Genomic DNA, 24,586 nt, shown 5'->3' with positions numbered 1-24,586 from the left:
TATCGACGCCAACGGCATCATGCACGTCACCGCCAAGGACCTCGGCACCGGCAAGGAGCAGAAGATGACCGTCACCGGCGGCTCCTCGCTGCCGAAGGACGACATCGACCGCATGGTGCGCGACGCCGAGCAGTACGCGGAGGAGGACCACCGCCGCCGCGAGGCCGCCGAGACCCGCAACCAGGCGGAGACCCTCCTGTACCAGACCAGGAAGATGCTGCAGGACAACGCCGACAAGATCCCCGAGGACGTGCGCACGGAGACCGAGGGAGCGCTCACGGAGGTCGAGGAGAAGCTCAAGGGCGAGGACACCGCCGAGATCCGCGCCGCCACCGAGAAGGCGCGGACCGCCGCGCAGCGGATCGGCTCCGCGTTGTACGCGCAGTCCCGGGCGGGGGCCTCCGGAGAAGGCGCGACCGGCGACGGTTCGCCCGACGGGGCGGGCCCGGGCGGAGGCGAGGACGACGTCGTCGACGCGGAGATCGTCGACGACGACCGGGACGACCGGAAGGAAGGCGGCGAGTGAGCCGCGAGCCGGACACCGGGGACCGGGTCGGGTGACGCATACCGGGGGCCGGGTCGGATGACGGCGGACGCACCATACGCCGGTGGACCCGGGCCGTCCGGCGCGGGCCGTCCCGACGCAGTCATCCGGCACAGGCGTCGCCCGGCCGTCCCGGCGCGGTGGCGATGCCGGTCCCGGCGCCGGGCCGGAATCACCCGGCCGGCCGAGGCACCGAGCCGAGGCAGGGCGTGAGGCCGGCGGACTCACCGCATGGAGCGGACTCACCGCATAGAGCGAACTCATCACATGGAGCGCCGCCCTGCCGGGGCCCCGGGAGGCTCCGGCAGGGCGGCCCTGCCCCGTCGCGAGGTCTCAGCGCGTGGCCGCTCGCCCGTCGTCCGTGGTCCCGATCCTGGCGGTCCTGCTGACCCACTCGGACAGGGTGAGCTGCTTCGCCCCGCCCGTACGCACCGGCGCGGGCCGCCGGGGCGCGCCCGGGCGGGTCCCGGTCCGGGCGGACGTCTCCGTCCGCCGGCTCCGGCCGTCGCGGTCGGCCAGGGCGTCGCGGAGAAGGAGCAGGTGCGCGGGGAGCGCGGAGCGGACGTCGTCCCTCTCCCGCCGTGCCGCGCGGGTGGCCGGGTGGGACCGGCCGACCGGGTGGGCCCCCGGGGTGACCGTCTCGTCGCCCGCGTACAGGGCGGGGGCGGGCGTCACGGCGGGGCGTTCGCCGAGGGTGCTGCGCTTCGGAGTTGCGGTGAGCATGGCAGGGGGTCCTTCCTGTGCCGCGGAGCCGGGCGCGCGGTCGTCGGGCCGGGGGCTCGGACGTGAGAGTTCCGGTGAGACGGCGGCCTGCGGCGCCCAGCGGGCGGCCGGCTCGCCGGCGCGGGCTGAGCGGTGTTCCGCCGCACCGGGCGCGGTCCCGGGGACCGCACGGGCGGTGCCGGTCGGATCGGCGTCATACCGCTCGCCGGGGCAGTGGGCTTCGATCATGGCGACACCTCCGTTCGCCCTCTCACTCTCGCCCGGGAAGGGCCCCTCGCGCGTCGTCCCGCCGCAGCGATTCCGACTACCACCGCCGTGGTACCCGCCGCGCCCCTCTACCACCGGCCCACCGGCCCGCACCGCACCCGTACCGGAAGCGGCCACCGGGAAACGCGGCACGACGCGACGCGGTGCGCGAGCCCCCGCCTGCTCCGCTCCGGGCGCTCCCGGAAGCCGCGCCCTCGCCCCGCCGCTACCGCGACTGCACCGGTCCCGGTTCCGCCGCGGGGCTCACCAGGCCGCACTGGTAGGCGATGACGACGAGCTGGGCCCGGTCGCGGGCGGCCAGCTTGGTCATGGCCCGGTTGACGTGGGTCTTGGCGGTCAGCGGACTGACGAAGAGGCGCTCGGCGATCTCGTCGTTCGACAGCCCCAGCGCCGCCAGCCCCACCACATCGAGTTCCCTGCGCGTCAGGCACGCCAGCCGCTCGTGCACGCCCGCCGGGCACGGGTCCGGCTGCGCGAGGAAACGTCCGATCAGCGCCCGGGTCGCCGACGGCGACAGCAGTGCCTCGCCGGCGGCGATCGTGCGGACGGCGTCGAGCAGTTCGTCGGGGCGGGCGCCCTTGCCGAGGAAGCCGCTGGCCCCGGCGCGCAGGGCCTCGGCGACATGCTCGTCGTCCTCGAAGGTCGTCAGGATCAGCACCTTCACCGCGGCGAGGTCCTCGGACTCGCTGATGAGCCGGGTGGCTTCGAGGCCGTCCATCTCCGGCATGCGGATGTCCATCAGCACCACGTCGGGCCGCTCCGCGCGGGCCAGTTCCAGCGCCTCCTCCCCGTTGGACGCCTCCCCCACCGTCTCCATGTCGTCCGTGGAGTCGAACAGCATCCTGAAGGTGCCCCGCAGCAGGGCCTGGTCATCGGCCAGCAGTACGCGAATCGTCACTCCCGTCCCTCCTCGGTGGTTCGCTCATGACCGGACCGGGGCGCAGGGGCAGTTCGGCGGTCACCGTGAAGCCGCCCTCGGGGCGCACGCCCGCGTACAGTCGGCCGCCGACCGTGGAGGCGCGCTCGCGCATCCCGATCAGCCCGTGTCCCGTCCCCTTGCAGGTGGGGTTCGCTCCGGTCCGTCCGTCGTTCTCCACGGTGATCGTCAGCCGCTCGGGGCGGTAGTGCAGGTAGAGCCGCGCGTGGTCGGCGCCCGCGTGCTTGTGCACGTTGGTCAGGGCCTCCTGCACGATCCGGTACGCGGCCAGGTCGACCGCCGGTGCGAGCGGTTCGGCGACGCCGTGCCGGGTGTGGCTCACGGTGAGCCCGGCGCGCTCGAACGACGCGAGGAGCGCCGGCACGCGGGCCAGGCCCGGCATCGGGTCGCGCGGCGTCACCGGGTCGCCGGACTGCCGCAGCAGCCCCACGGTCACGCGCAGTTCGTCCAGGGCGGACCGGCTGGTGTCCCGGATGTCCTCCAGGGCTGCCAGGATCTTCTCCGGACGCCGCTCCACGAGGTGGACGGCCACGCCCGCCTGGGCGTTGATCAGGGCGATGTGGTGGGCGACGATGTCGTGCAGTTCGCGCGCGATCCGCACCCGTTCGGCCGCCACCCGCTGCTGCGCCTCCTGCTCGCGAGTGCGTTCCGCGTGCTCGGCCCGCTCCTCCACCGCCGCCACATAGGCGCGGCGGGAGCGCACCCCGTCCCCGACGGCGGCCGGCAGAGCCGTCCACGCCAGCATCGCCGCGTTGTCGGGAGCGAGCCAGGAGCGCGGATCGCAGATCACGGCGGTGCCCACCAGGATGGCGGCCGACAACGGCGCCACGGTCCAGGTCACCCGCCGGTCGGTCAGTGCGGCGACGGTGTAGACCGACACCAGCACGGGACTGATCACCAGCGGGCTGTCGCGGAATCCGAGCATCTGGAAGGCCATCCCGCAGCCCACCGCGACGGCCAGTACGCCGACCGGGTGACGGCGTCGCCACAGCAGCGCGGCGCAACCGATGCCCGCCAGGAGCACGCCGGTCCAGCGGAGCGAGAACTCGCGTGCGTGGGGCACGATCGAGGCGGCCAGGACCGACATGACGAACAGCGCGAAGAGGCCCAGTGCTTCCAGCGCACCGGGCCGGGGCCCTTCCCACCGCCTCCGACCACTGATCGCCGCCATGCCACCAACGTAAGGTCGGCGACCGCGTCGGGCATGGTCGCGGAACGGGCCCCTGTCCTCCGGCCGGCGCAGCGGTTCACCCGTTCGTCCGCCGCTGGGGCGCCCCGGAGCGGGACGGCCCGGCGGCGAGCACGGGACGGCGGTGCGTACGGGACGGCGGTGCGTACGGGACGGCGGCTCACCGGACCGGTGGCGTGCGTACGGACCGGCGGTGCGCCGGACCGGCGGCGCTGCACCGCACCGGCCGACGGCGTCAGCGGGGCGGCTGCCTCATACGCCCCTCGCCGGCGCCGCACGATGTACCGCGAAGGGCGAGAGTTCCGAGGTCAGCCAGCGGAAGACCTGCGGCACCTGGCGCCTCCACACGCCGGTGGTGTGCGGCCCGATCACCTCGGCCACCACGACCCGGGTCGGGGGCAGCGCGGCACGGCGCAGCGCCAGACCGTCCCGGTAGCCGTCGTTCCGGTTGCCCGAGAGATAGAGCGAGACGCGGGGCGGGGTGGTCGCGTGGCGGAGGATCCACAGCGGGTTGTTGGTCCGCCGCAGTTCGGGGGAACGGGCGGTGAGGGACAGCGGTTCGGCCGCCGGGTCGTTGTAACCCGAAAGGCCCACGGCGGCCCGGTACCGCTCGGGGTGGGCGAGCGCCATCTTCGCGGCGCAGTGCGCCCCGGCCGAGTACCCGGCGACGGCCCAGCCGCTCGCGCCCCTGCGGGCGCGGAAGTTGTCGATCACCATCTGCCGGACGTCCACGCTCAGCCATGACTCGGCGTCCACGACGCCCGGCACATTGGCGCACCCGGTGTCCTGACCGGGCAGCACATTGGTCCGCGGTTCGACGAGGATGAACGGGGCGACCTCCCCGCTGCGCATGCCGGCCTCCAGCTGCGACTGCACCCGCAGGCTGCTGAACCACGCCTTCGCGGATCCCGGGAAACCGCCCAGCAGTTCGACCACGGGGAATCTCCGGTGACGGTACGCCGGCTGGTCGTACTGCGGCGGCAGCCACACGTACACCTCGCCGTGCACCCCCGAGACCCGGCCGTTCACCTGGGTGACGCGGACGCCGGGACCCATCCGGGCGTCGTGCGTCGGGCCGAAGCGCTGGACGACCTTCGGCTCGTTCGCCAGCTGCTTGTGCGTGCCCAGGCCGTCGCGCCCGAGGTTCGGGGCGACCACGACGTGCTGCCCGGTGCCCAGCAGATCGGCCCAGTTGTCGTAGAGGCCGTTGGTGTTGTTGACCATCACGAAGACGCTCAGCACGGCCGCCCCCTGCGCGAGGACGAGCATCGTCAGACGGGCCGCGCCGCGCACCACGGCGGGCCCTCGGACCCGCCCCCACAACAGCAGGGGAAGCATCACGCTGACCACGGCCAGCACGATCGTGGTCAGGAAGAATGGTGTCCCCGTCAGGCTCATCACGCCAGGGAGGATGTCGCGCACAGCACGATGGTTTACCCGTTTTTCCACCTTTTTACATTGAAGGCGAGACACCGGGAATCTCGTGTTGACGCCGGCCCCTCCCGGCCGCCCGGATCGCTCCCCGCGAGAACTCCGGCGAGGACCGGGGCGGCGGGGACGGTTCCCCCAGTGTGCGATCACCCACATGGGCGTATTTTGTGCCCCTGCCTCAAGGAACCGTAATATCACCAGGTCATAGCCGCGACGGGAGCCAGGAAGCCGGTGCGAATCCGGCGCGGTCCCGCCACTGTGACCGGGGAGCGCACCCCTCCGGCACGCCACCGCGCCCGGCGCGGCACGGCGTGCGGGGGACGTCGATCCGGGAGTCAGGACACTGACCTGTCGCGGGCCCGTTTTGAGGAGCGCGGACTCCCCAGGAGGCTCTACGTGTATTTCGGCATCCCCCGCCGACCCGGTTCTTCCCCCGCCCGGCCCCGCCGCGGCCTGCGCGCCGTCGCCGGGGCCGTGGTCCTGACCACCGCCCTGCTGGCCTCCGGCTGCGGCGCCGGCGGGGACTCCCCCGACCGGCCGAGTGCCGGCGCGTCGCCGGCCGAGGGCTTCCCGGTCACCATCGACAACTGCGGCGTCAGGACGACGTATGACAAGCCGCCCTCCCGCGTCGTCACCATCCATCAGCACCCGGCCGAGCTGCTGCTCGCGCTGGGTCTGAAGGACCGCATGGTCGGCACCGCCTTCCCCGACTCGGCGGTCCTGCCCGAGCTCAGGAAGGACTTCGCGGCGATACCCGAGCTGGCGAAACGGGAGCCGTCCTTCGAGTCGATCCTGGACGCGGAGCCCGACTTCGTCTACGGCGGCTACGCCAGCGCCTTCGCCGAGAACGAGGGCCGGTCCCGCAAGGCGTTCGCGGACGCGGGCATCGACACCTATCTCAACCGCGAGTACTGCGCCGGGAAGAAGAAGCAGGTGACGATGGAGGACACCTACGAGGAGATCCGCACCGTCGGCCGTCTCTTCGGCGTGCAGGACCGCGCCTCCGCCCTGGTGTCCGACCTGGAGAAGCGCGTCGGCGAGGCCACCGCTGCGGTCGCGGACCGGCCCGAGGTGCCCGTCTTCGTCTACGACAGCGGCAGCAAGTCGGCCTTCACCGCGGGCGGCAAGGGCCTGGGCAACGAGCTGATCGGCCTGGCCGGCGGCCGGAACGTCTTCGCGGACCTCGACAACGTCTTCGGGGACGTCTCCTGGGAGCAGGTCGTGGCCCGCAAGCCGGAGGTCATCGCCGTCTACGACTACGAGGGCTCCGGCAGCGTCGAGGAGAAGAAGAAGTTCCTGCTCTCCCAGCCGGCCCTGGCCGACGTCCCCGCCATCAGGAACAAGCGGTTCGTGGCGCTGCCGCTGACCGCGACGCTGGTCGGCATCCGGTCGGCGTACGCGGTGGACGGCCTGGCCCGCGGCCTGCATCCCGAGAGCTTCCGGTGACGCGGGCGGCCGCGACGGCCGGCCCCGCCACCGGGCCGGCCGCGCGGCGCGCGCGCCGCGAGGGCCGCGCGGGCCGCGCGGGCCGGGTGCCCCTCGGGCTCGCGCTGGGCGTTCTCACGCTGCTGCTGGCGATCTCCGCCACGGCCGGCCTGGCCATCGGTTCGGTGCACGTGCCGCCCGGACAGGTCTGGGGCATCGTCACGCACGCGCTGGGCGCCGACTGGACGGAGCCCACCTGGACCCGGGCGCGGGAGACGATCGTGCTGGAGGTGCGCGCGCCGCGGGTGCTGCTCGGCGCCGTCACCGGGGCCGGGCTGGCCGTGGTGGGCACCGCCATGCAGGCGCTGATCCGCAACCCGCTCGCCGAGCCGTATCTGCTGGGCATCTCCTCCGGGGCTTCCCTGGGCGCGGTCTCGGTGATCGTCCTCGGCGCGGGGGCGGTCGGTTCCGTGTCGCTGCCGGTCGCCGCGTTCGCCGGCGCCCTGGGCGCGCTGCTGGTGGTGTACGCGACCGCGCGCACCGGCGGTCGCATCACCTCGGTGCGGCTGGTGCTGTCCGGCGTGGCGATCGCCTCGGTGCTCACCGCGATGACGGATCTGCTGCTGCTCACCGGCAGCCGGGGCAACGAGGCCCGGGCCGTGCTCGCCTGGACCCTCGGCGGTCTCGGCGGCGCCGACTGGGACGCGCTCCGCCTGCCGAGCACCGCCCTGCTGCTGGGCATCGCCGTCCTCCTGGCGCAGGCGCGCAACCTCAACCTGCTCCTGGCGGGCGAGGAGGCGGCCGGCACGATGGGGCTCGACGTCGCCCGGTTCCGGGCCCGCATGTTCGTCCTGCTGTCCCTGGTCACCGGGGTGCTGGTCGCGGCGTCCGGGCCGATCGGCTTCGTCGGTCTGATGCTGCCGCACACCGTGCGGCTCCTCGTCGGCGGCGACCACCGCCGGGTGCTGCCGACGGCCGCTCTGGGCGGGGCCGTCTTCCTGATCTGGGCCGACGTCGCCGCCCGTACCGTCGCGGCGCCGACGGAGCTTCCGGTGGGAGTGCTCACGGCGCTGTGCGGCGGTCCCTTCTTCCTCTGGCTCATGCGCCGTGACGCCCGGCGGAACACCGAACGAGGAGCGGCATGAGCGCGGACGAACTCGCCGTCGAAGGCGTCCCGCTGAGCATCGAGGGCGTCAGCCTGAGCGCCGGCTCGCGCCATCTGGTACGGGACGTCTCCCTGCACGCCGGCCCCGGCGAGGTCATCGGCCTGGTCGGCCCCAACGGCAGCGGCAAGTCCAGCCTGCTGCGCACCGTCTACCGCGTCCTGCGCCCCGACGCCGGGCTGATCCGGGTCGACGGGGCCGACGCCTGGGGCCTGCCGGTGCGCAGGCTGGCGCAGACCCTGGCGGCGGTGGTCCAGGAGCCGGTCGCCTCATTCGATCTGACGGTGCGTGAGGTGGTTGCCATGGGCCGCACCCCGCACAAGGGCCTGCTCGCCGGCGACACCGCGAAGGACGCCCTGCTGATCGCGTCGGCCCTCGCGTCGGTGGGCGGGACCGCCCTCGCCGACCGGCCGTTCGACCGGCTGTCCGGCGGGGAGCGCCAGCGCGTGCTCATCGCCCGGGCCCTGGCCCAGCAGCCCTCGCTGCTGATCCTCGACGAGCCCACCAACCATCTGGACATCCGCCACCAGTTGGACGTCCTCGGCATTTTGCGACAGCTGCCCGCCACCGTGCTGGTCGCGCTGCACGACCTCAACCTGGCGGCGTACTACTGCGACCGTCTCCACGTGCTGCGCGAGGGCGAGGTCGTCGCCTCCGGAGCGCCCGCCGAGGTCCTCACCGAGGAGCTGCTGCGGGAGGTGTACGCGGTGACGGGCGAGGTCGTCATCCATCCCCGCACCGGGGCGCCGCATGTGACCTTCCTGCCCGGCCGGCCCGACGGGGCGGGCCCGGGGACCGGCTCCGACTCATGAACGCGCCGGGCCGCCGCAAGCGGCCCGGCCTCCAACCGCCGTACGGTGGACGCCTCGGGCCGACGGCCCCCGGCGAGGCGGGCGCGCGTCGCGGCCGACCGGCGGAAAGGCCGTGGGCGAGCACGTCCCCGAGCCGGCCGCCGGGCCGCCCATCCGCCCTTTATCCAGGGCGAGTTCACCGATCGGCTGATAGTTGTTCATCAACCGGAAGCTGACTTTCAGTCACCGTGCATACAATTCCTGGCGAACACCGAGTCCTGGCGGTCCGCTCGGTCAGCACCACCGCGCCCGACCGGGCTGACCGTGCCCACGGTCGCGGCGTTCGCCGTATGCCTGACCCGAACCGGTTGTCCGGGGAGACCCTCGCGGCCGGCCGAGAGTATGGAGCACTTTCGTGAAGGTTCGTACGAGGCGGTCGAGGACACTGATCGTCGGGGCAATAACAGTGGTGCTGCTGACCGGTTGCGGCTCCAGTGACCAGATCTGGCCATCCGAGGGCAAGGGCCGGATGGTCGTCGGGATGTCCGACGGCATCCTCGCGACCGATCCCGCCTCAGGATACGACCCCGGCTCCTGGCTGCTGTTCAACAACGTCTTCCAGTCCCTGCTGAGTTTCCCGCCCGGGTCCTCCACCCCGGTTCCGGAGGCCGCCGAGGAGTGCGGTTTCTCGGACGGCAGCAAGACCTACATCTGCACGCTCCGCAGCGGGTTGAAGTTCAGCAACGGGCACAGCCTGACGTCCGAGGACGTCAAGTACTCGTTCGACCGGACGATCGAGATCGACGACCCGACGGGCCCGTCCCCGATGCTCTCCACCATCTCGTCGATCGACACCCCGGACGAGAAGACCGTCGTCTTCCATCTGAAGGTGCCCGACGCGACGTTCCCCAGCAAGATCGCTTCGGGCGCCGGTTCCATCGTGGACCACCGGGTCTATCCGAAGGACACCCTGCTCGGCGGCGGCAAAACCGTGGGATCGGGTCCCTACACACTGGACTCCATCGACAAGTCGCGGGCCGTCTTCTCGGTCTACGACGGCTATCGCGGAAACGCCGAGGTGAAGAACTCCGGCGTGACGCTGAAGCTGTTCCGCGGCGACCAGCAGGCGTTGCGCTCCTCCCTGGAGAAGGGCGACGTCGCCATCGCGTACCGCGGCCTCACCGCCAAGGCCATCGCCGCCCTGGACTCCTCCGCCGCCGCGAAGAAGGACGGCATCAAGGTGGTGGAGGGAAGCAGCGCCGAGGTCCAGCACCTGGTCTTCAACGTGGCCGACCCGGTCGTCGGCAAACTCGCCGTGCGCAAGGCCATCGCCCATCTCGTGGACCGCTACTCGCTGGTCAGCAAGGTCTACGAGTCCACGGCGACGCCGCTCTACTCCGTGGTGCCGGTCGGCATCACCGCCCACGGCACCTCGTTCTTCGACACGTACGGCGACAGCCCGAAGCCGGAGAAGGCGCGGAGCGTGCTCCGGGACTCCGGCATCACGGAGAAGGTGAAACTGACCCTCTGGTCCACCCCGAGCCGCTACGGCCCCGCCACCGACGACGAACTCAGCACCATCGCCGACCAGTTGAACAAGAGCGGGCTGTTCGACGCCCGGATGAAGTCGGTCCCGTTCGACCAGTACGAGAAGAACATCGCCGAGGGCAAGTACGGCGTCTACGTCAAGGGCTGGGTGCCGGACTACCCCGACCCGGACAACTTCACCCAGCCGTTCTTCGGCAAGAACAACGTGCTGTCGAACAACTACGAGAACCGCGAGATCACCGACCAGATCATCCCGCGCACCTCGTCCATGACCGACCGCGCCAACACCAGGCAGGAGTTCATGAAGCTGCAGGACATCGTGGCGCGGGAGCTGCCGCTCCTGCCGCTCTGGCAGGGCCAGCAGTACGCGGTCGCCCACGAGGACGTCCGGGGCCTGCAGAACTGCCTGGACACGTCGACGGTGTTCCGGTTCTGGGAGCTCAGCACCGCCGACTAGCGGCGGTCCGGGCAGCGGAAACGGCCGCACTCTGTGGTTTTCCGCAGGGTGCGGGGGTGGGGAGAGCCGTACGACTTCGACGGCGATCCCCATACCGGCGCCGATCCGCGATTCCTGGCGTGGTCGGCGGGTCGCGGCACGCCGCCCGCGGCCGCGGGCCGGCACCGCCGCTCGTCGTGACCCCCGCCCCGGCCGAGCGCCCCCGCCCGGACCACGCGGGCCGCCCAGTGTCCCTGCCGGCACTGGAATCCGCGTCCGTGCAGGGGGATTCGACGAACGTCAGGGGCCGGCGCCTCCCGGGGGCGCCCGGATCCACGTCACTCCCGGACGAATCAGAGGAACCGGAGGAACCGGAGGATCCGGGGACCCCGGAGGAACCGGATGACCCGGCAAAGGCGCTTCCGTCGCCCGGGGCGGCGCGCCGGACCGTCGGTCTGCTCGCCGGCTGCGGCACCGCGCTGATCGCCCTGCTGTACTTCACCGTGTCCGGGACGGTCCTCGGCCCCCTGCTGCTGTGGCCGCGCACCCGCGCCCTCGTCGCGCTGACCGGCGGGGCCCGCGGGCTGGCGGCGCCGGAGCGCCGGCGCCGCTCGGTCTGCTTCGGGGACCGGTTCCCGGCCCGGCCGGTGTCCGGCCGGCGGGTCCTGCGCTACCTCGCCGTCCGCACCTGCGTCGGTCTGGTCACCGCGGTCGTGGCCGCGCTGCTGGGCTTCGGGGGCGTGCTCGCGTTCCTGTTCGCCGGCGGTATCGCGCGCGGCTCGTTCGGCTGGCCGGAACTGCTCTTCGAGGTGCTGCTCGGCGGTGTGCTGCTCTTCCTCGACGTACAGGGTCTGCTCTCGCTGGAGGCCCTGGACGCCCGCCTCGCGCGCGAGTGCTTTCGGCCCCTCGGAACGGGAGCTGCTGCGACGGCGCATCGACGAGCTGTCCGCCGGCCGGGCCGCGATGCTGGCGGCGGTGGACGCCGAGCGCCGCCGCATCGAGCGCGATCTGCACGACGGCGTCCAGCAGCGCCTGGTGGCCCTGGGCATGCTGCTGGGCCGCGCCCGCAGGGGCCGTACGCCGGAACGGGCCGAGGCGCTGCTGCTGCAGGCGCACCAGGAGTCGCAGGAGGTCCTGGCCGAGCTGCGGAAGGTGGACTGGCGGGTCTACCCGACGGCCCTGGACAGCCTGGGGCTGCGAGAGGCCCTCGGCGGGGTCGCCGAGCGGTGCGCCCTTCCCCTCCGGATGGACCTCGACCTGCCCGGCACGCCGCCCGCGCCGGTCGAGACCGCCGCGTACTTCGTCGTCTCGGAGGCCGTGACCAACGCCGCCAAGCACTCGTCCGCGACGGCCGTCTCCGTGCGTGTGCGGCATCGCGCGGACGTCCTCGTCGTCCGGGTCCGGGACGACGGCGTCGGGGGCGCGGATCCCGTGGGCGACGGCCTGACCGGACTGGCCGGCCGGGTCGGCACGCTCGACGGCCGGCTGCATGCCCACACCCCCTCGGGGGCCCACCACCGTCATCGCGGAGCTGCCGTGCGCGTGATGCCGGCCGAGGACTCGACCCTGCTGCGGGAGGGGCTGGTCCGGTTGCTCGTCGAGGAGGGCCATGAGGTCCTGGCCGCGGTGGGGGACACGGACGCCCTGCTCCGGGAGGTCGAGGCCACGCCCCCGGACGTCGTCGTGGACATCCGCATGCCCCGGACCACACGGACGAGGGGCTGCGCGCCGCGATCCGGATCCGCGAGCGCCGCCCCGGCATCGGCGTGCTGGTGCTGTCCCAGCACATCGAGCGCGACTACGCCGCCCAGCTGCTGTCGTCCAGCGCGGAGCGGGTCGGCTATCTGCTCAAGGACCGGGTGGCGCAGGTGGAGGAGTTCCTCGACGCGCTGGAGCGGATCCACGCGGGCGGGGCGGGTCATCGACGCGGAAGTCGTACGCCGGCTGGTGGTCCGGACCACTCACGGCGACCCGCTGGCCCGGCTGACCCCGCGTGAGCGCGACGTCCTGGAGGAACTGGTCCAGGGCCGCACCAACGCGGCGGTCTCGCAGAAGCTGCACATCTCCACGAGCGCGGTCGAGAAGAACCTCAACGCGGTCTTCGACAAGCTCGAACTCGCCCGCACCACCGGCTACAACCGCAGGATCCTGGCCGTGCTCCGCTACCTGGAGTCGTGACGGCGCCGGCGCGGGGCCGGAGGGCACGGGACGTGAGGCCGTTCGTGGGGACCTCGCCCTCCCCCGGCGCGGGTCGCGGGGCGCGCGGCGCGGGCGTCGGACACTGCTTGCACCCCGTACGGGCGGGGCCGGGCGTCCCGGCGCACGGGCGGTGGGACCGGCGCCAGGCGGTGCGGCGTGCCGGGTGCGGAAGGACCCGGCGGAGGCGGAGGCGGACTGTGAGACCACCGGGGCCGCCGGGACGGCCGGGGCGGCAGGAGCGGCCGGGTTCCCCGTCGGCGATGCGGTTCGTGCTGCTCATCGGCGTCGTGAGCCTCTTCGCGGACATGACGTACGAGGGTGCCCGCGGTGTCACCGGCCCGTTCCTCGGGAGCCTGGGCGCGAGCGCGGCGGTGATCTCCCTGGTGGCGGGGCTGGGCGAACTCGCCGGCTATGCGCTGCGGTTCGTCTTCGGGTGGGCGGCCGACCGGACGGGCCGCTACTGGCCGATCACCCTGGCGGGTTACGCCGTGCAGATGGCCGCCGTGCCGCTGCTGGCCCTGGCGGGGAACTGGGCGGTGGCCTCGGTGCTGATCGTCGCCGAGCGCACCGGGCGGGCCATGCGCAATCCCGCCCGCGACGCAATGCTCGCCCATGCGACGGGCGAGCTGGGGCGCGGCCGGGTGTTCGGCGTCCGGGAGGCGCTGGACGCCGTCGGCGGGATGCTCGGCCCGCTCGTCGTCGCCCTGGTCCTCTCCCTGCACGGCGGCTACCGCGTCGGTTTCGCCGTGCTGCTGGTCCCCGCCGTGCTGACCCTGGTGGTGCTCGCGGTGGCGTGGCGTCGGTACCCGGAGCCGGCGGATCTGGCGACGCCGGAGGATCTGCCGCGCGAGAGCGGTGTGTCCCGGGCGTTCTGGCTGTATCTGGCGGGGATGGGGCTGGTGGCGCTGGCCTACGCCGACTACCCACTGATCGCGTACCACTTCGGCAGGTCCCAGGTCGTCCCGGTGGCGTGGGTGCCGGTGCTGTACGCGGTCGCGATGGCCGCCGAGGCGGTGTCGGCCCTGGTGCTGGGCCGCCTCTTCGACCGGTTCGGGCTGCTGACCGTGGTGGCGGCGACCGTGCTGACGGCGTGTTTCGCCCCGCTGGTCTTCCTCGGCGGCACGGCGCTCGCCGTGGTGGGCGTGATGGTGTGGGGGGTGGGCATGGCCGCGCAGGAGTCGATCGTCAAGTCCGTGATCACCGGGATGGCCGGTCCGGGCCGCCGGGCGTTCGCCTTCGGTCTCTTCGACACGGGCTTCGGCGTCTGCTGGTTCGCCGGGAGCGTTGTGCTGGGTGTGTTGTACGGCCATTCGGTCACCGCGCTCGTGGTGTTCTCCGCGGCGGCCCAACTCGCCTCGATTCCCCTGCTGTTGGCGACCCGCAGGCATCTCGCGAAGGAGCGGCCGCGGCGGTGAGAGCCGGACCCGGGTGTCCGGGCCGACGAGGGCCTGGTCGCCTGTGCGCGCCGCGAGCTCCGCGAGGAGACCGGCCTGGTCCTGGACGCCTCGCACTGCGCCTTCGTGCCGGGCGTCCACGACCCGCGCACCGGACGCCATGTGGTGGAGATCGTCCTGGTCCCCGATGAGGGGATCGACGGCCGGCCGCTGACCCGCGAGCCGGGCCGCGAACCGCGCTTCGTGCGCATGGACGACCTGCCGGATCTGGATCTCCGGCCCTCGGTGGGAACCCTGCTGCGCGATCTGCGGGACCTGCATGGGGACGACGCCCGCGAGGAGCCGGGCGTCCCGGGCCCCGCCGAGCTCGCCGACGGGTTCGGGCCGCCGTGGACCGCCTGGGCGCAGGTGGCCGCCTCCGGGTCCGGCCCGTGACCGGCGCGCCCGTCGCCGCCCGGGACCGGTGTCCATGACGCTTCCCGGACGCTCCCGGCACGCGGTACGGCAGGGGCTGGGTCAGCGCAGGCCGAAGGCCAGGGTCGGGTGGGACTCGGCGATCCGCAGCAGCCGGTTGTACTTGGCGGTCCGTTCTCCGCGCGCGGGGGCGCCGGACTTGATCTGCCCGCAGCCGGCGCCCACCGCGAGGTCCGCGATGAAGCTGTCCTCGGTCTCACCGGAACGGTGCGAGACCATGGCCGCGTACCCGGCGCGCCGGCACTCCCGCATCGCCCGGAGGGTCTCGCTGACCGTGCCGATCTGGTTCGGCTTGATCAGTGCGGCGTTCGCGACGCCCGCCGAGACGGCGTCCGCGATCAGCGCCGGGTTGGTGGTCAGGTTGTCGTCGCCGACCAGCTGGAGCCGCCCGCCGAGCTCCTCGGTCAGCCGGATCCACCCGTCCCGGTCGTCCTGGCCGAGCCCGTCCTCGACGCTCCAGACGGGGAAGTCGTCGGCCAGCTGCCCGTACCAGGCGATCATGTCCGCGGCCGTCAGGCTCCGCCCGTCGACCAGGTAGGTGCCGTCCGGCCGGCGGAACTCGCTGGCCGCCGGGTCCAGGGCCACCGCCACGCCGTCGCGGCCCGGCGTGTACCCGGCGTCCTTGATCGCCTCCACGATCACGGTCAGGGCCTGCTCCGGACGGCGCAGAGCGGGCGCGAACCCGCCCTCGTCCCCGAGGCCGGTCGACTGCCCTTCCCGGGCCAGGCGCGCGCGCAGCGCGCCGTAGACCTCGGAACCGGCGCGCACCGCCTCGGTCAGGGAGGGGGCGCCGAGGGGCGCGATCATGAACTCCTGGAAGTCGAGGGGGTTGGGGGCGTGCGCCCCGCCGTTGAGGACGTTGAAGTGCGGCACCGGCAGCCGGGGTTCCGCCCCGTCCAGCGCCAGGTGCTGCCACAGCGGGACGCCGGTGCGCAAGGCGTCGGCACGGGCCGCGGCCATGGAGACGCCGATGATCGCGTTCGCGCCCAGCCGGGACTTGTCCGCGGTGCCGTCCAGGTCGCGCAGTGCCTGGTCCAGGGCCTCCTGGTCGGCGTGGGTGGTGCCGCGCAGGGCGTCCGCGATCTCCTCGTTCACGGCGGCGACGGCCTTGAGGACGCCCTGGCCCCCGTAGCGGCCGGGGTCGCCGTCGCGCAGCTCGACGGCCTCGGTGGCGCCGGTGGAGGCGCCGGAGGGCACACCGGCGCGCCCGCGGCTGCCGTCGCCGAGGCCGACGACGACCTCCAGCGTGGGGCGGGAGCGGGAGTCGAGGATCTCGGTGGCGTGGACGTACACGATGTGGATCGTCATCAGCGGCACTCCTTACGGCTGAGGCGACTCCTTGGGGCGGCTGAGGCGACTCCTTACGACTGAAACACGGAATCCGCCCTCCGGCACGGCCGGGGCGCCGCGGGCCGCCCCGCCCGGCGAGGAGGACGCGGCGACCGCCGAGATCGCCCGCGTGCAGGTCTGACAGTCGCTGTGGCACCGGGTGATCGACCGGGACACGGTGCTGCGGCTGCTCGACGAGGAGCTCGCCGCGCTCGGCGCGGAGTATCCCTGGGCGCCACTGGGCGAGGTGCGCGCGCTCTTCGAACGGAACGCCCTGGCAGCCGAGTTGCCGCTGTTCTTCACCCCGGACGCCTACGCCGGGCACCTCGTGCGCCACGCGCGGGCGTGACGCCCGGTCGGGACCGCGCCAGACCAGGGCCGGAGGCGGGCCGGCGCACCCGTGCCGCCGCCTCCCCGCGCCGGCTCCCCCACGTCGGCTCCCCCGTGCCGCCGCTCCCCGGGGAGGGGAGGAGGCCCGGCGCTTCCCGTCTCCGGACCGTTTCACTCCTGTCGGCCGTGTGTCTCATCTCGCCATCCGGATGATGGACAGGGTGCGCCGCATTCCGGAGCCGCGCCGTAAGCTGGCCGTTGCAGCTGGTTCGCCCCGTCCGCCAGGCGGGATGCGTCGCAAGAGGGAACCCGGTGGGAATCCGGGACTGCCCCGCAGCGGTGAGCGGGAACGACCGCCGTCATACGCACTGGGCCCGGCAAGGGCCTGGGAAGCGACGGCCAGTAGGCGACCTCCCCCGGGAGGACGTGCCCGCGAGTCCGAAGACCTGCCATCTGCCCGTGTGCGAACCATTCGCGCGCGGACATCCCGGTGACCTCGAGGGCGGGTCGGCGTACATACCAGACGGACGGCCGCGCCATGCCGCGCGAGGCCGCACCGTCCGGTCCGTCACCCTTCGCACCCCCGTGACGTCTCCGGGATCTCAGGGATTCATCTCGCGAAGGAGATCTCCGTGACCACCGAGTCCGCAGCCGCGGCAGCACGGGCCACCGTGTACGGCTACCCCCGTCAGGGTCCGAACCGGGAACTGAAGAAGGCGATCGAGGGCTACTGGAAGGGCCGCGTCACCGCCGACGCCCTCCGCTCCACCGCCGCCGGACTGCGCCGGGCCAACTGGCGGCAGCTGGCCGACGCCGGCATCGAGGAAGTCCCCACGGGCGACTTCTCGTACTACGACCACGTGCTGGACACCACCGTGATGGTGGGCGCGGTTCCGGCACGCCACCGGGAAGCCGTCGCCGCCGATCCGCTGGACGGCTACTTCGCGATGGCGCGGGGCACCCAGGACGTCGCACCACTGGAGATGACCAAGTGGTTCGACACCAACTACCACTACCTGGTGCCCGAGTTGGGCCCGGATACGGTGTTCACGGCCGACTCCGCCAAGCAGGCCGCCGAGCTGAAGGAGGCCCTCGCACTGGGCCTGAAGGCCCGGCCCGTCCTCGTCGGCCCTGTCACCTATCTGCTGCTGGCCAAGCCCGCGCCGGGCGTGACCGCGGACTTCGACCCGCTCACCCTGCTGGACCGGCTGCTGCCGGTGTACGCGGAGCTCCTGGCCGACCTGCGCGCGGCCGGCGCCGAGTGGGTCCAGCTGGACGAGCCCGCTCTCGTCCAGGACCGCACCCCGGCCGAACTCGACGCCGCCGAAAGCGCGTTCCACGCGCTGGGCGGTCTCACCGACCGGCCCAGGCTCCTGATCGCCTCCTACTTCGACCGGCTGGGCGACGCCCTGCCGGCCCTGGCCAAGGCACCGGTGGACGGGCTCGCCCTGGACTTCACCGAGGCGGCCGCGGCCAACCTGGACGCCCTCGCCGCCGTCGGCGGACTGCCCGGCAAGCGACTGGTCGCCGGGGTGGTCGACGGGCGCAACATCTGGGCGAACGACCTGTCGAAGTCCCTCGCCACGCTCGGCACCCTGCTGGGCCTGGCCGAACGGGTCGACGTGTCCGCCTCCTGCTCGCTGCTGCACGTCCCGCTGGACACGGCGGCGGAGCGGGACATCGAACCGCAGATCCTGCGCTGGCTGGCCTTCGCCCGGCAGAAGACGGCGGAGATCGCCACCCTCGCCGAGGGGCTGGCCCACGGCACCGACGCGATCAAGGCCGAACTCGCCGCGAACCGGGCCGTCCTGGCCTCCCGGGCGAACTCCCCCATCACCCACGACCCGGCCGTGCGCACCCGCGCCGCCGCCATCACGGACGCCGACGCCCGCCGCTCCCAGCCGTACGCCGAGCGGACCGCGGTCCAGCGCGCCGGTCTCGGCCTGCCGCTGCTGCCGACCACGACCATCGGCTCGTTCCCGCAGACGACCGATCTGCGCACCGCCCGCGCCGACCTGCGCGCGGGCCGGCTCGACCCGGCCGGCTACGAGGAGCGCATCGAGGCCGAGATCCGGGAGGTGATCTCCTTCCAGGAGAAGACCGGCCTGGACGTCCTCGTCCACGGCGAGGCCGAACGCAACGACATGGTCCAGTACTTCGCCGAGCAGCTGACCGGATACCTGGCCACGCAGCACGGCTGGGTGCAGTCCTACGGCACCCGCTACGTCCGGCCGCCGATCCTGGCCGGGGACATCTCGCGGCCCGAGCCGATGACCGTGCGCTGGACGGCGTACGCCCAGTCGCTCACCGACCGCCCGGTCAAGGGCATGCTCACCGGGCCGGTGACCATGCTCGCCTGGTCGTTCGTCCGGGACGACCAGCCGCTCGCCGACACGGCCCGCCAGGTCGCCCTCGCCCTGCGCGACGAGGTGACCGATCTGGAGCACGCCGGGACCGCGGTCATCCAGGTCGACGAGCCCGCCCTGCGCGAGACGCTGCCGCTGCGGGCCGCGGACCGCCCCGCCTACCTGGCCTGGGCCACCGAGGCGTTCCGGCTCACCACCTGCGGGGTGCGGCCGGAGACCCAGATCCACACCCACATGTGCTACGCCGAGTTCGGTGACATCGTCCAGGCCATCGACGACCTCGACGCCGACGTCATCAGCCTGGAGGCCGCCCGCTCCCACATGCAGGTCGCCCACGAGCTCGCCGCCCACGGCTACCCGCGCGAGGCCGGGCCCGGTGTCTACGACATCCACTCCCCGCGCGTGCCCGGCGCGGAGGAGGCGGCCGGGCTGTTGCGCACCGGCCTGAGGGCCATCCCCGCCGAGCGGCTCTGGGTCAACCCCGACTGCGGGCTCAAGACCCGCGGCTGGGCCGAGACCCGGGCCTCGCTGGAGAACCTCGTCGCCGCGGCCCGTGCCGTCCGCGCCGAGCTGTCCGCTCCCTGACCGGAGCGGTTTCCAGGGGCCGGGGCGCTTCCGTGCGCTCCGGCCCCGCCGTCGGCGCCGGAGCCGGCGCACCGCAGAAAAAAGCGCACCGCAGCAGAGCCGGGGAGGGGCCGCCGTGAAGCACGGACCGCGGGACGTCACGACTGACGGCGTACGCATGGTCGCCGTGCCCGCACGCGACTTCGAGGGCCTGGCGGCCGTGCGCAGACAGCTCGGCGGGCAGAGCGCGCGGCTGCGGACGCCGCGGCAGGCGCTCGTCGACATGGCCGGACTCCTGGAGGCCCTGGAGGAGACGCTCGGCGGCGTCGGGCCGGCGGTCGGGGACTCCCCCGCCGCCTCCGCGCCGGCCCGTGCGGAACTGCTCGCCGAGTTGCGGCGACAGGTCCGCCACGCCCGCGCGATCACCGACGAGCTGCTGACCGAGCTGTACGAGCTGGAACTGCGCTACTCCGGTGAGCTGTACGAGCCGCTCGGCCTGATGGACGACGTGGTTGTCTTCGTCCGGTACAACGCGGACAAGGCGCTGATGAACCTCGGTTGCCCGGCCCGGTTCGGGGCGGACGGGACCGAGGTCCACTCGGAGATCCTGGCGGCGCTCTCGCCCGGGGCGGACGAGAACCACGACTTCTTCTCCGGCTCCGGTTCGTCGTACGTCATGGGGAAGGCCGAGGACACCGATGACGACGACTGGGACTTCTGAGAGGCTCACTCACATGTCCGACAACTCCCCTGTGCCCGCCGCCCGGGCCGCCGCGGCCCCTCCCGCGCCCGCGGCCTCCTACGGCCCCTGTGTGCTGCTCAAGCACGGCGAGGTCTTCCTCAAGGGGCACAACCGCCACCGGTTCGTCAGACGGCTGCACGACAACCTCCGGGTCGCCCTGCGCGGCGTCGGCGGCTCGACCTGGATCAGGAGCGCCCAGAACGTCACCGTGCTGGGCGGCCAGGTCCCGCAGGAGGCACTGGTCGAGCGGGCCCGGCGGGTCATCGGCTTCAACTCCGTCGCACCGGCCGTGCGGGTGCCGAGCACCCTGGAGGCCGTCACGGCCGCGGCCGTCGACGCGCTGGGCGCCGTGCACGCCGCACGCCCGGTGCGCGGCTTCGCCGTCCGGGTGCGGCGGCGGGACAAGGAGTTCCCGCTGACCTCGTCCCGGCTGGAGGGGTATCTGGGGGCGCGCGTCCTGGAGGCCGTGGCCGGTCTGTCCGTCGACCTCACCACGCCCGAGGTCACCCTCGCCGTCGAGATCGACCGCAGGGAGACGTATCTGTCCTGGGAGCGGTACCCGGGGCTGAGCGGGCTGCCCGTCGGCTCCAGCGGCCGGGCCCTGGTGCTGCTCTCCGGCGGCTACGACTCGCCCGTCGCCGCCCACCGCGCCATGCGGCGGGGCCTGGCCTGCGACTTCGTGCACTTCAGCGGCGCCCCGTACACGAACCCGTCGTCGGTGTACAAGGCGTACGCGCTCGCCCGCGAGCTGAACCGCTTCCAACCGCCCGGCGCCCTGCACGTGGTGGCGCTCGGCAAGGCCCAGAAGCAGCTCGCCGTGGCGGGCGCGGGGCGGCTCCAGGTGGTCGCCCAGCGCCGGCTGATGGTGCGCACCGCCTCGGCGCTCGCCGCCCGCACCGGCGCCCAGGCGCTGGTGACGGGCGACAGCCTGGGGCAGGTGGCGAGCCAGACGCTGGCCAACCTGGTCGCGGTGGACGAGGCGGCGACGCTGCCGGTGCTGCGCCCCCTGATCGGCTGGGAGAAGCAGGAGATCATCGACGAGGCCCGGTCGATCGGCACGGCCGGGATCTCGGTCCTCCCCGACGAGGACTGCTGCGGCCTGCTCGCCCCGCCCCGGGTCAGCACCCGGGCCCGGCTGCCCGAGCTGCTGACGGTGGAACGCCGTCTCGACCTGGACGAGGTGGTCGAGGCGCTGCTGGGGGCGGCCCGGGTGCTGCGGCCCGGCCAGGACGAGGAGGCGGAACCGGCGGCCGACGGCGGCTGCCCGGCACCGGCCTGACGCCCCTCCGGACGCGTCCGGGCCCCGTCGCCCCGCGGGCGGCCCGTCGCCCCGGCGACGGGCCGCCCGGCGTCCTGCGCCGTCGTCGGTCTACGACGCCCCCGCGCCGACTTCCACTTCTCCCGCATGGGCGTCTTCTCCCGCATGGGGGGCACCTGCCCGCTGTGGACGGTGTACGAGGCGTTCTCCGCGCCGGGCCGGATACTGACCCAGGTGGCGGAGATGCCGGACGGCGAACGGTACTTCTGGATCGTGCGGACGATCACTTGGGGCGGCTTCGGCCATCACGCGCCGCGCGCCGAGTTCGCCGTGGCCCTCGGATGCGAACCGCGCCACGCCCACCGCCTCGTCCACGCCGAGGGCGTCGCCCTGGACGACCCCCGGGCCGCCACCCCGATCGGGCTGGGCTGCCGGATCTGCGAACGCCGCGACTGCGCCCAGCGCGCCAGGCCCCCGGCCGGCGGCCGGCTCGCCATCGAACCCGACCGGCGCACCCAGGTGCCGTATCCGGTGGAGACCCACGGTCCGTGACGGCGGCGCGGCGGCCGGAAGGAGTCCGGCGCCCGCCGGGGGAACTCGGCCGCCCGCCGGGAAGGCTCAGCGGTCGTCCGCCGCCACCGGCCGGGTGGAGGCGCGCGGCAGCAGCCTGGCCGCCACGAGACGGTGTTCGGGGCCCGTTCCGGCCGACGGCGGCCGCCGGATCACGTCGATCAGCAGCTCGGCCGCCTGCCGGCCTATCTCCTCGGGGGCCAGGTCCAGCGCGGTGAGCTCCGGGCGCGCGCTGCGCGCGAACTCCCCGTCGGCGCCCACCACGATCTGCACGTCTCCGGGCACGTCGAGGCCGAGTTCGCGGCAGACGGCGAGGGTCGCGAAGCCGAACTTCTCCATCACGACGTACAGGGCGTCGGGCCGGTCGGCGCGGGTGAGCAGGCGGTGCGCGGCGGCCGCGGAGTCGGTCCCGGACTCGGCCCGGTCCATGAGCACGGGACGCCCGGCGCGCCCGCACCAGTCGAGGTAGGCGCGCTCCGCGTCCTCGTCGTAGGACTGGCCGGTCGAACCGGTCAGCAGCCCGATGCGGCGGGCGCCGGTGGCGGCGAGATGGTCGAGGGCGGCGACGGCGCAGGTGGACAGCTCGTTGTCGACCCAGGGAAAGGCGTCCTTGCGCGACAGGTCGCGGCCGGTGGTGACGACGGGGACGCCCATGCCGGAGAGCCGGCTCAGCAGCGGGTCGTCGGTCAGCGGGTCGATGACGATGGTGCCGTCCAGCGGCAGCGAGTCGAACGGGCGCCCGTCCAGCGAGGGCGGCACGAGCACGAGCGAGTAGTCGTGGGCCATGGCCGTCCAGGTCGCCGCGTTCACGATCTTCACGAAGTACTCGATGTCCGTGATGCCGCCCTCGACCGCGGTGCGGTGGGTCAGGCCCAGCAGCCCGGTGCGGGCGCCGCGCAGCCCGCGCGCGTTGGGGTTGGCGCGGTAGCCGATCTCCGCGGCGACGGCGAGGACCCGCTCGCGGGTCTCCGCTCCGACCCGGCCGACCCCGTTGAGCGCGTGCGAGGCGGTGGTGACGGAGACGCCGGCCCTGCGGGCCACCTCGCGCAGCCCGCCCCCCTTGGACGGGGCCTGCGCACGGGTGGACGGGCCCTGCGCGCGGGAGCCGGCGCGCGCTCCCCGAGGCGCTCCGACGCCCGTCGGCTCTGTGACGTCTGACATGACGGTGAGCTTACCGGTTGACTGCCAAAACGTTTAGGCATTACCGTCCGGCACGTTGCCAAAACGTTTGGGCAACACCCTCACGGAACCCCCGGGGCGCGCCCCGCGGGCTGCCGAACCCCCGCACACCGTCGTGCGCACCCCCGCTCCGGCCCCGCCGGACCTCCCCGTACATCCCCGTCCCGTCCCCCCAGGCCGGGACGCGAGTCCGCAAAGGACGCCAGCCGAACATGGCCGAGGCCACCACCACCGCCGCCCCGCCGGGCTCCACCGGAACCACTCCGTCCGCCGGCCCCGCCGCGTCCGTCTTCACGGTCGAGCAGCGCGGCATCGACGCCGTACCGGCCGAGGAGCGCCAGGGCGGGCCGAGCCGGCTCCTCGGGCTCTGGGCCGGGACCAACACCACCGTCTTCACGGTCGTCTACGGGGCGCTGGTCGTCTCCTTCGGCCTGTCCTTCTGGTACGCGGTCGCGCTGATCGTCGCCGGCAACATCCTGGGCTTCGCCGTCACCGGGCTGACCAGCCTCCAGGGGCCGCGCACCGGCACCTCCACCCACTCGGTCTCGCGGGCCGCGTTCGGCCCGCGCGGCGGGAGGCTTCCCGCGCTGCTGAGCTGGGTGATGCTCGTCGGGTTCGAGGCGGGGGGCATGGTGCTGATCGTGCTCGCCGGGCTGGCCCTGGCCGACCAGGCGGGCGTCACCACCGGCACGCCGGTGAAGCTGCTGGTCATCGCCGTGGCGGCGGGCCTGCAGATGCTGCTGCCGCTGGCCGGCTACCACCTGATCATGAAGGTGCAGAAGTACTTCGCCTGGATCTTCGCGGCGATGTTCGCGGTCATGGCGTTCCTCGTGGTGCCCAAGGCCGACTTCGGCGCCCACGGCGGGGCCCCCTCCCTCGTCACCGTCTCCCTGGTCCTCGCCATGGTCACCGCGTCGGGCGGCCTGTCCTGGGCCGACATGGGCAGCGACTACTCGCGCTATCTGCCCGCCGACTCCGCGCCGCGCAAGGTGTTCGCCTGCGCCGCGCTCGGCGGCATGGTGCCCAACATCCTGCTCCAGATCCTCGGCGCCGCCGTCGCCACCGCGACCACCGACGCCGCCGACCCGATCTCGGGCCTGCCGGAGGTCCTGCCCGGCTGGTTCAGCACGCCGTACCTGCTGCTCGCGATCGTCTCGCTGCTCGCCGTGAACACCACGGACATGTACTCCTCGGGCCTGAACCTGCTGGCCGTCGGCCTGCCGATCAAGCGCTGGATGGTCGTCTTCATCGACCTCTCGCTGTGCACCGGCATCACCCTGTGGGCGGTCTTCTCGGCCGACTTCTACACCCTGCTGTCGAACTTCCTGAGTCTGATCGTGCTGTGGCTGGGCCCGTGGGCCGCCGTCTACCTGACCGACTGGGCGCTGCGCCGCGGCCGCTACGACGTGCCGTCCCTGTTCCCGGCGGAGACCGGCCGCAAGGGCGTCTACTGGCACCGGGGCGGCTTCCGCCCGGCCGGTCTGCTCGCGGTGCTGCTCGGCCTCGCCGCCGCAGTGCTCTGGGTCGACTCCACCGTGTTCACCGGCCCGCTGTCCCGCGCCGCCGGCGGGCTGGACCTCTCGGTCTTCGCCGGAGCCCTCGTCGCCGGGGTCGTGTACTGGCTGCTCGCCCGGCGCGACGTCCGGGCCGAGGCCGACCTGGCCCCCGCCGCCTGATCCCCCACTCCCAAGCCCTCCTCTCCGCCCTCGCACCACCTTCTGGAGCCA

The 24,586-nt window shown here is 73.5% G+C and carries 16 protein-coding genes, 5 pseudogenes and 2 riboswitches; of the genes and pseudogenes, 15 read left to right on the top strand and 6 right to left on the bottom strand.

Going from position 1 to position 24,586, the window contains the following annotated elements; translation table 11 throughout:
* On the top strand, positions 1–526 hold a 526-nt coding region (locus WA762_RS21020), incomplete at its 5' end, for an Hsp70 family protein (RefSeq protein ID WP_335937467.1).
* Between the two features lie 351 nt (positions 527–877).
* On the opposite strand, the gene WA762_RS21015 is transcribed toward WA762_RS21020, so the two are convergent.
* The 4 genes from WA762_RS21015 to WA762_RS21000 form a co-directional block, all read right to left on the bottom strand.
* Complete coding sequence (locus tag WA762_RS21015) at positions 878–1,267, bottom strand: hypothetical protein (RefSeq protein ID WP_335937466.1); 390 nt, start codon at positions 1,265–1,267, stop codon at positions 878–880.
* 472 nt (positions 1,268–1,739) lie between these two features.
* A complete protein-coding gene (locus WA762_RS21010) occupies positions 1,740–2,432 on the bottom strand; it encodes a response regulator transcription factor (protein ID WP_335937465.1) in 693 nt (230 codons plus the stop codon).
* Positions 2,404–3,642 carry a sensor histidine kinase gene (locus WA762_RS21005; RefSeq protein WP_335937464.1) on the bottom strand — a complete coding sequence of 413 codons (1,239 nt, stop codon included), beginning with the start codon at positions 3,640–3,642 and terminating at the stop codon, positions 2,404–2,406. The genes WA762_RS21010 and WA762_RS21005 overlap by 29 nt, the downstream gene beginning before the upstream one ends.
* 270 nt (positions 3,643–3,912) lie before the next feature.
* On the bottom strand, positions 3,913–5,058 hold the full coding sequence (locus WA762_RS21000) for an alpha/beta hydrolase (RefSeq protein ID WP_335937472.1): 1,146 nt from the start codon (positions 5,056–5,058) through the stop codon (positions 3,913–3,915).
* A 215-nt stretch (positions 5,059–5,273) separates the two neighbouring features.
* A riboswitch (cobalamin riboswitch) is annotated at positions 5,274–5,457 on the top strand.
* Between the two features lie 30 nt (positions 5,458–5,487).
* Between WA762_RS21000 and WA762_RS20995 the strand changes: the two genes are divergently transcribed.
* From WA762_RS20995 to WA762_RS20960, 8 genes and pseudogenes are all read left to right on the top strand, one after another.
* Positions 5,488–6,537 (top strand): ABC transporter substrate-binding protein, encoded by a 1,050-nt coding sequence (locus WA762_RS20995; RefSeq protein WP_443080642.1) that lies wholly within the window; start codon positions 5,488–5,490, stop codon positions 6,535–6,537.
* Entirely contained in the window at positions 6,534–7,661 is a 1,128-nt protein-coding gene (locus WA762_RS20990) for a FecCD family ABC transporter permease (protein ID WP_443080641.1), read from the top strand. Before WA762_RS20995 ends, WA762_RS20990 begins: the two co-directional genes overlap by 4 nt.
* Complete coding sequence (locus tag WA762_RS20985) at positions 7,658–8,491, top strand: ABC transporter ATP-binding protein (protein ID WP_335937463.1); 834 nt, start codon at positions 7,658–7,660, stop codon at positions 8,489–8,491. The genes WA762_RS20990 and WA762_RS20985 overlap by 4 nt, the downstream gene beginning before the upstream one ends.
* Before the next feature lie 394 nt (positions 8,492–8,885).
* Positions 8,886–10,475: an ABC transporter substrate-binding protein gene (locus tag WA762_RS20980; protein ID WP_335937462.1), complete on the top strand. Its 1,590-nt coding sequence runs from the start codon at positions 8,886–8,888 to the stop codon at positions 10,473–10,475.
* A 942-nt stretch (positions 10,476–11,417) separates the two neighbouring features.
* Positions 11,418–11,813, top strand: a pseudogene (locus tag WA762_RS20975) (sensor histidine kinase); the annotation flags it as partial.
* 186 nt (positions 11,814–11,999) lie between these two features.
* Positions 12,000–12,632 (top strand): annotated as a pseudogene (locus WA762_RS20970) (response regulator).
* A gap of 281 nt (positions 12,633–12,913) precedes the next feature.
* Positions 12,914–14,068, top strand: a complete 1,155-nt coding sequence (locus WA762_RS20965; RefSeq protein WP_335937461.1) for an MFS transporter — start codon at positions 12,914–12,916, stop codon at positions 14,066–14,068.
* A 24-nt stretch (positions 14,069–14,092) separates the two neighbouring features.
* Positions 14,093–14,482 (top strand): annotated as a pseudogene (locus WA762_RS20960) (NUDIX hydrolase); the annotation flags it as partial.
* Between the two features lie 81 nt (positions 14,483–14,563).
* Here WA762_RS20960 and eno read toward each other — a convergent pair.
* Complete coding sequence (eno, locus tag WA762_RS20955; protein WP_335937460.1) at positions 14,564–15,829, bottom strand: phosphopyruvate hydratase; 1,266 nt, start codon at positions 15,827–15,829, stop codon at positions 14,564–14,566.
* Positions 15,830–15,950: 121 nt separating this feature from the next.
* On the opposite strand from eno, the pseudogene WA762_RS20950 reads away from it, so the two are divergent.
* The 5 genes and pseudogenes from WA762_RS20950 to WA762_RS20930 form a co-directional block, all read left to right on the top strand.
* A pseudogene (locus tag WA762_RS20950) lies at positions 15,951–16,199 on the top strand (malate synthase A); the annotation flags it as partial.
* A gap of 229 nt (positions 16,200–16,428) precedes the next feature.
* A riboswitch (cobalamin riboswitch) is annotated at positions 16,429–16,648 on the top strand.
* A 164-nt stretch (positions 16,649–16,812) separates the two neighbouring features.
* Positions 16,813–19,131: a 5-methyltetrahydropteroyltriglutamate--homocysteine S-methyltransferase gene (metE, locus tag WA762_RS20945; RefSeq protein ID WP_335937459.1), complete on the top strand. Its 2,319-nt coding sequence runs from the start codon at positions 16,813–16,815 to the stop codon at positions 19,129–19,131.
* Positions 19,132–19,246: 115 nt separating this feature from the next.
* Complete coding sequence (locus WA762_RS35720; protein ID WP_443080640.1) at positions 19,247–19,831, top strand: ribonucleotide-diphosphate reductase subunit beta; 585 nt, start codon at positions 19,247–19,249, stop codon at positions 19,829–19,831.
* A 13-nt stretch (positions 19,832–19,844) separates the two neighbouring features.
* Complete coding sequence (thiI, locus tag WA762_RS20935) at positions 19,845–21,131, top strand: tRNA uracil 4-sulfurtransferase ThiI (protein ID WP_335937458.1); 1,287 nt, start codon at positions 19,845–19,847, stop codon at positions 21,129–21,131.
* A 135-nt stretch (positions 21,132–21,266) separates the two neighbouring features.
* Positions 21,267–21,662 (top strand): annotated as a pseudogene (locus WA762_RS20930) (DUF2083 domain-containing protein); the annotation flags it as partial.
* Positions 21,663–21,728: 66 nt separating this feature from the next.
* On the opposite strand, the gene WA762_RS20925 reads toward WA762_RS20930, so the two are convergent.
* Positions 21,729–22,841: a LacI family DNA-binding transcriptional regulator gene (locus WA762_RS20925; RefSeq protein WP_335937457.1), complete on the bottom strand. Its 1,113-nt coding sequence runs from the start codon at positions 22,839–22,841 to the stop codon at positions 21,729–21,731.
* A 230-nt stretch (positions 22,842–23,071) separates the two neighbouring features.
* On the opposite strand from WA762_RS20925, the gene WA762_RS20920 reads away from it, so the two are divergent.
* Positions 23,072–24,535: a purine-cytosine permease family protein gene (locus WA762_RS20920; protein WP_335937456.1), complete on the top strand. Its 1,464-nt coding sequence runs from the start codon at positions 23,072–23,074 to the stop codon at positions 24,533–24,535.
* Positions 24,536–24,586 lie beyond the last annotated feature (51 nt).

Origin of the sequence: Streptomyces tyrfis, from assembly GCF_037034285.1 — a bacterium.
Classification (GTDB): Bacteria; Actinomycetota; Actinomycetes; order Streptomycetales; family Streptomycetaceae; genus Streptomyces.
Note: the sequence above shows the minus strand (reverse complement) of the source record. Positions and strands in the feature narration are given on the sequence as shown.

What these genes read in the sequence shown, in the direction of transcription:
- thiI (WP_335937458.1), top strand. Translation starts at nt 19,845, where the DNA reads ATGTCCGACAACTCCCCTGTGCCCGCCGCCCGGGCCGCCGCGGCCCCT.
- WA762_RS20965 (WP_335937461.1), top strand. Translation starts at nt 12,914, where the DNA reads ATGCGGTTCGTGCTGCTCATCGGCGTCGTGAGCCTCTTCGCGGACATG.
- WA762_RS20920 (WP_335937456.1), top strand. Translation starts at nt 23,072, where the DNA reads ATGGCCGAGGCCACCACCACCGCCGCCCCGCCGGGCTCCACCGGAACC.
- WA762_RS20985 (WP_335937463.1), top strand. Translation starts at nt 7,658, where the DNA reads ATGAGCGCGGACGAACTCGCCGTCGAAGGCGTCCCGCTGAGCATCGAG.
- eno (WP_335937460.1), bottom strand. Translation starts at nt 15,829, where the DNA reads ATGACGATCCACATCGTGTACGTCCACGCCACCGAGATCCTCGACTCC.
- WA762_RS21000 (WP_335937472.1), bottom strand. Translation starts at nt 5,058, where the DNA reads ATGAGCCTGACGGGGACACCATTCTTCCTGACCACGATCGTGCTGGCC.
- WA762_RS21005 (WP_335937464.1), bottom strand. Translation starts at nt 3,642, where the DNA reads ATGGCGGCGATCAGTGGTCGGAGGCGGTGGGAAGGGCCCCGGCCCGGT.
- WA762_RS20925 (WP_335937457.1), bottom strand. Translation starts at nt 22,841, where the DNA reads ATGTCAGACGTCACAGAGCCGACGGGCGTCGGAGCGCCTCGGGGAGCG.
- WA762_RS21015 (WP_335937466.1), bottom strand. Translation starts at nt 1,267, where the DNA reads ATGCTCACCGCAACTCCGAAGCGCAGCACCCTCGGCGAACGCCCCGCC.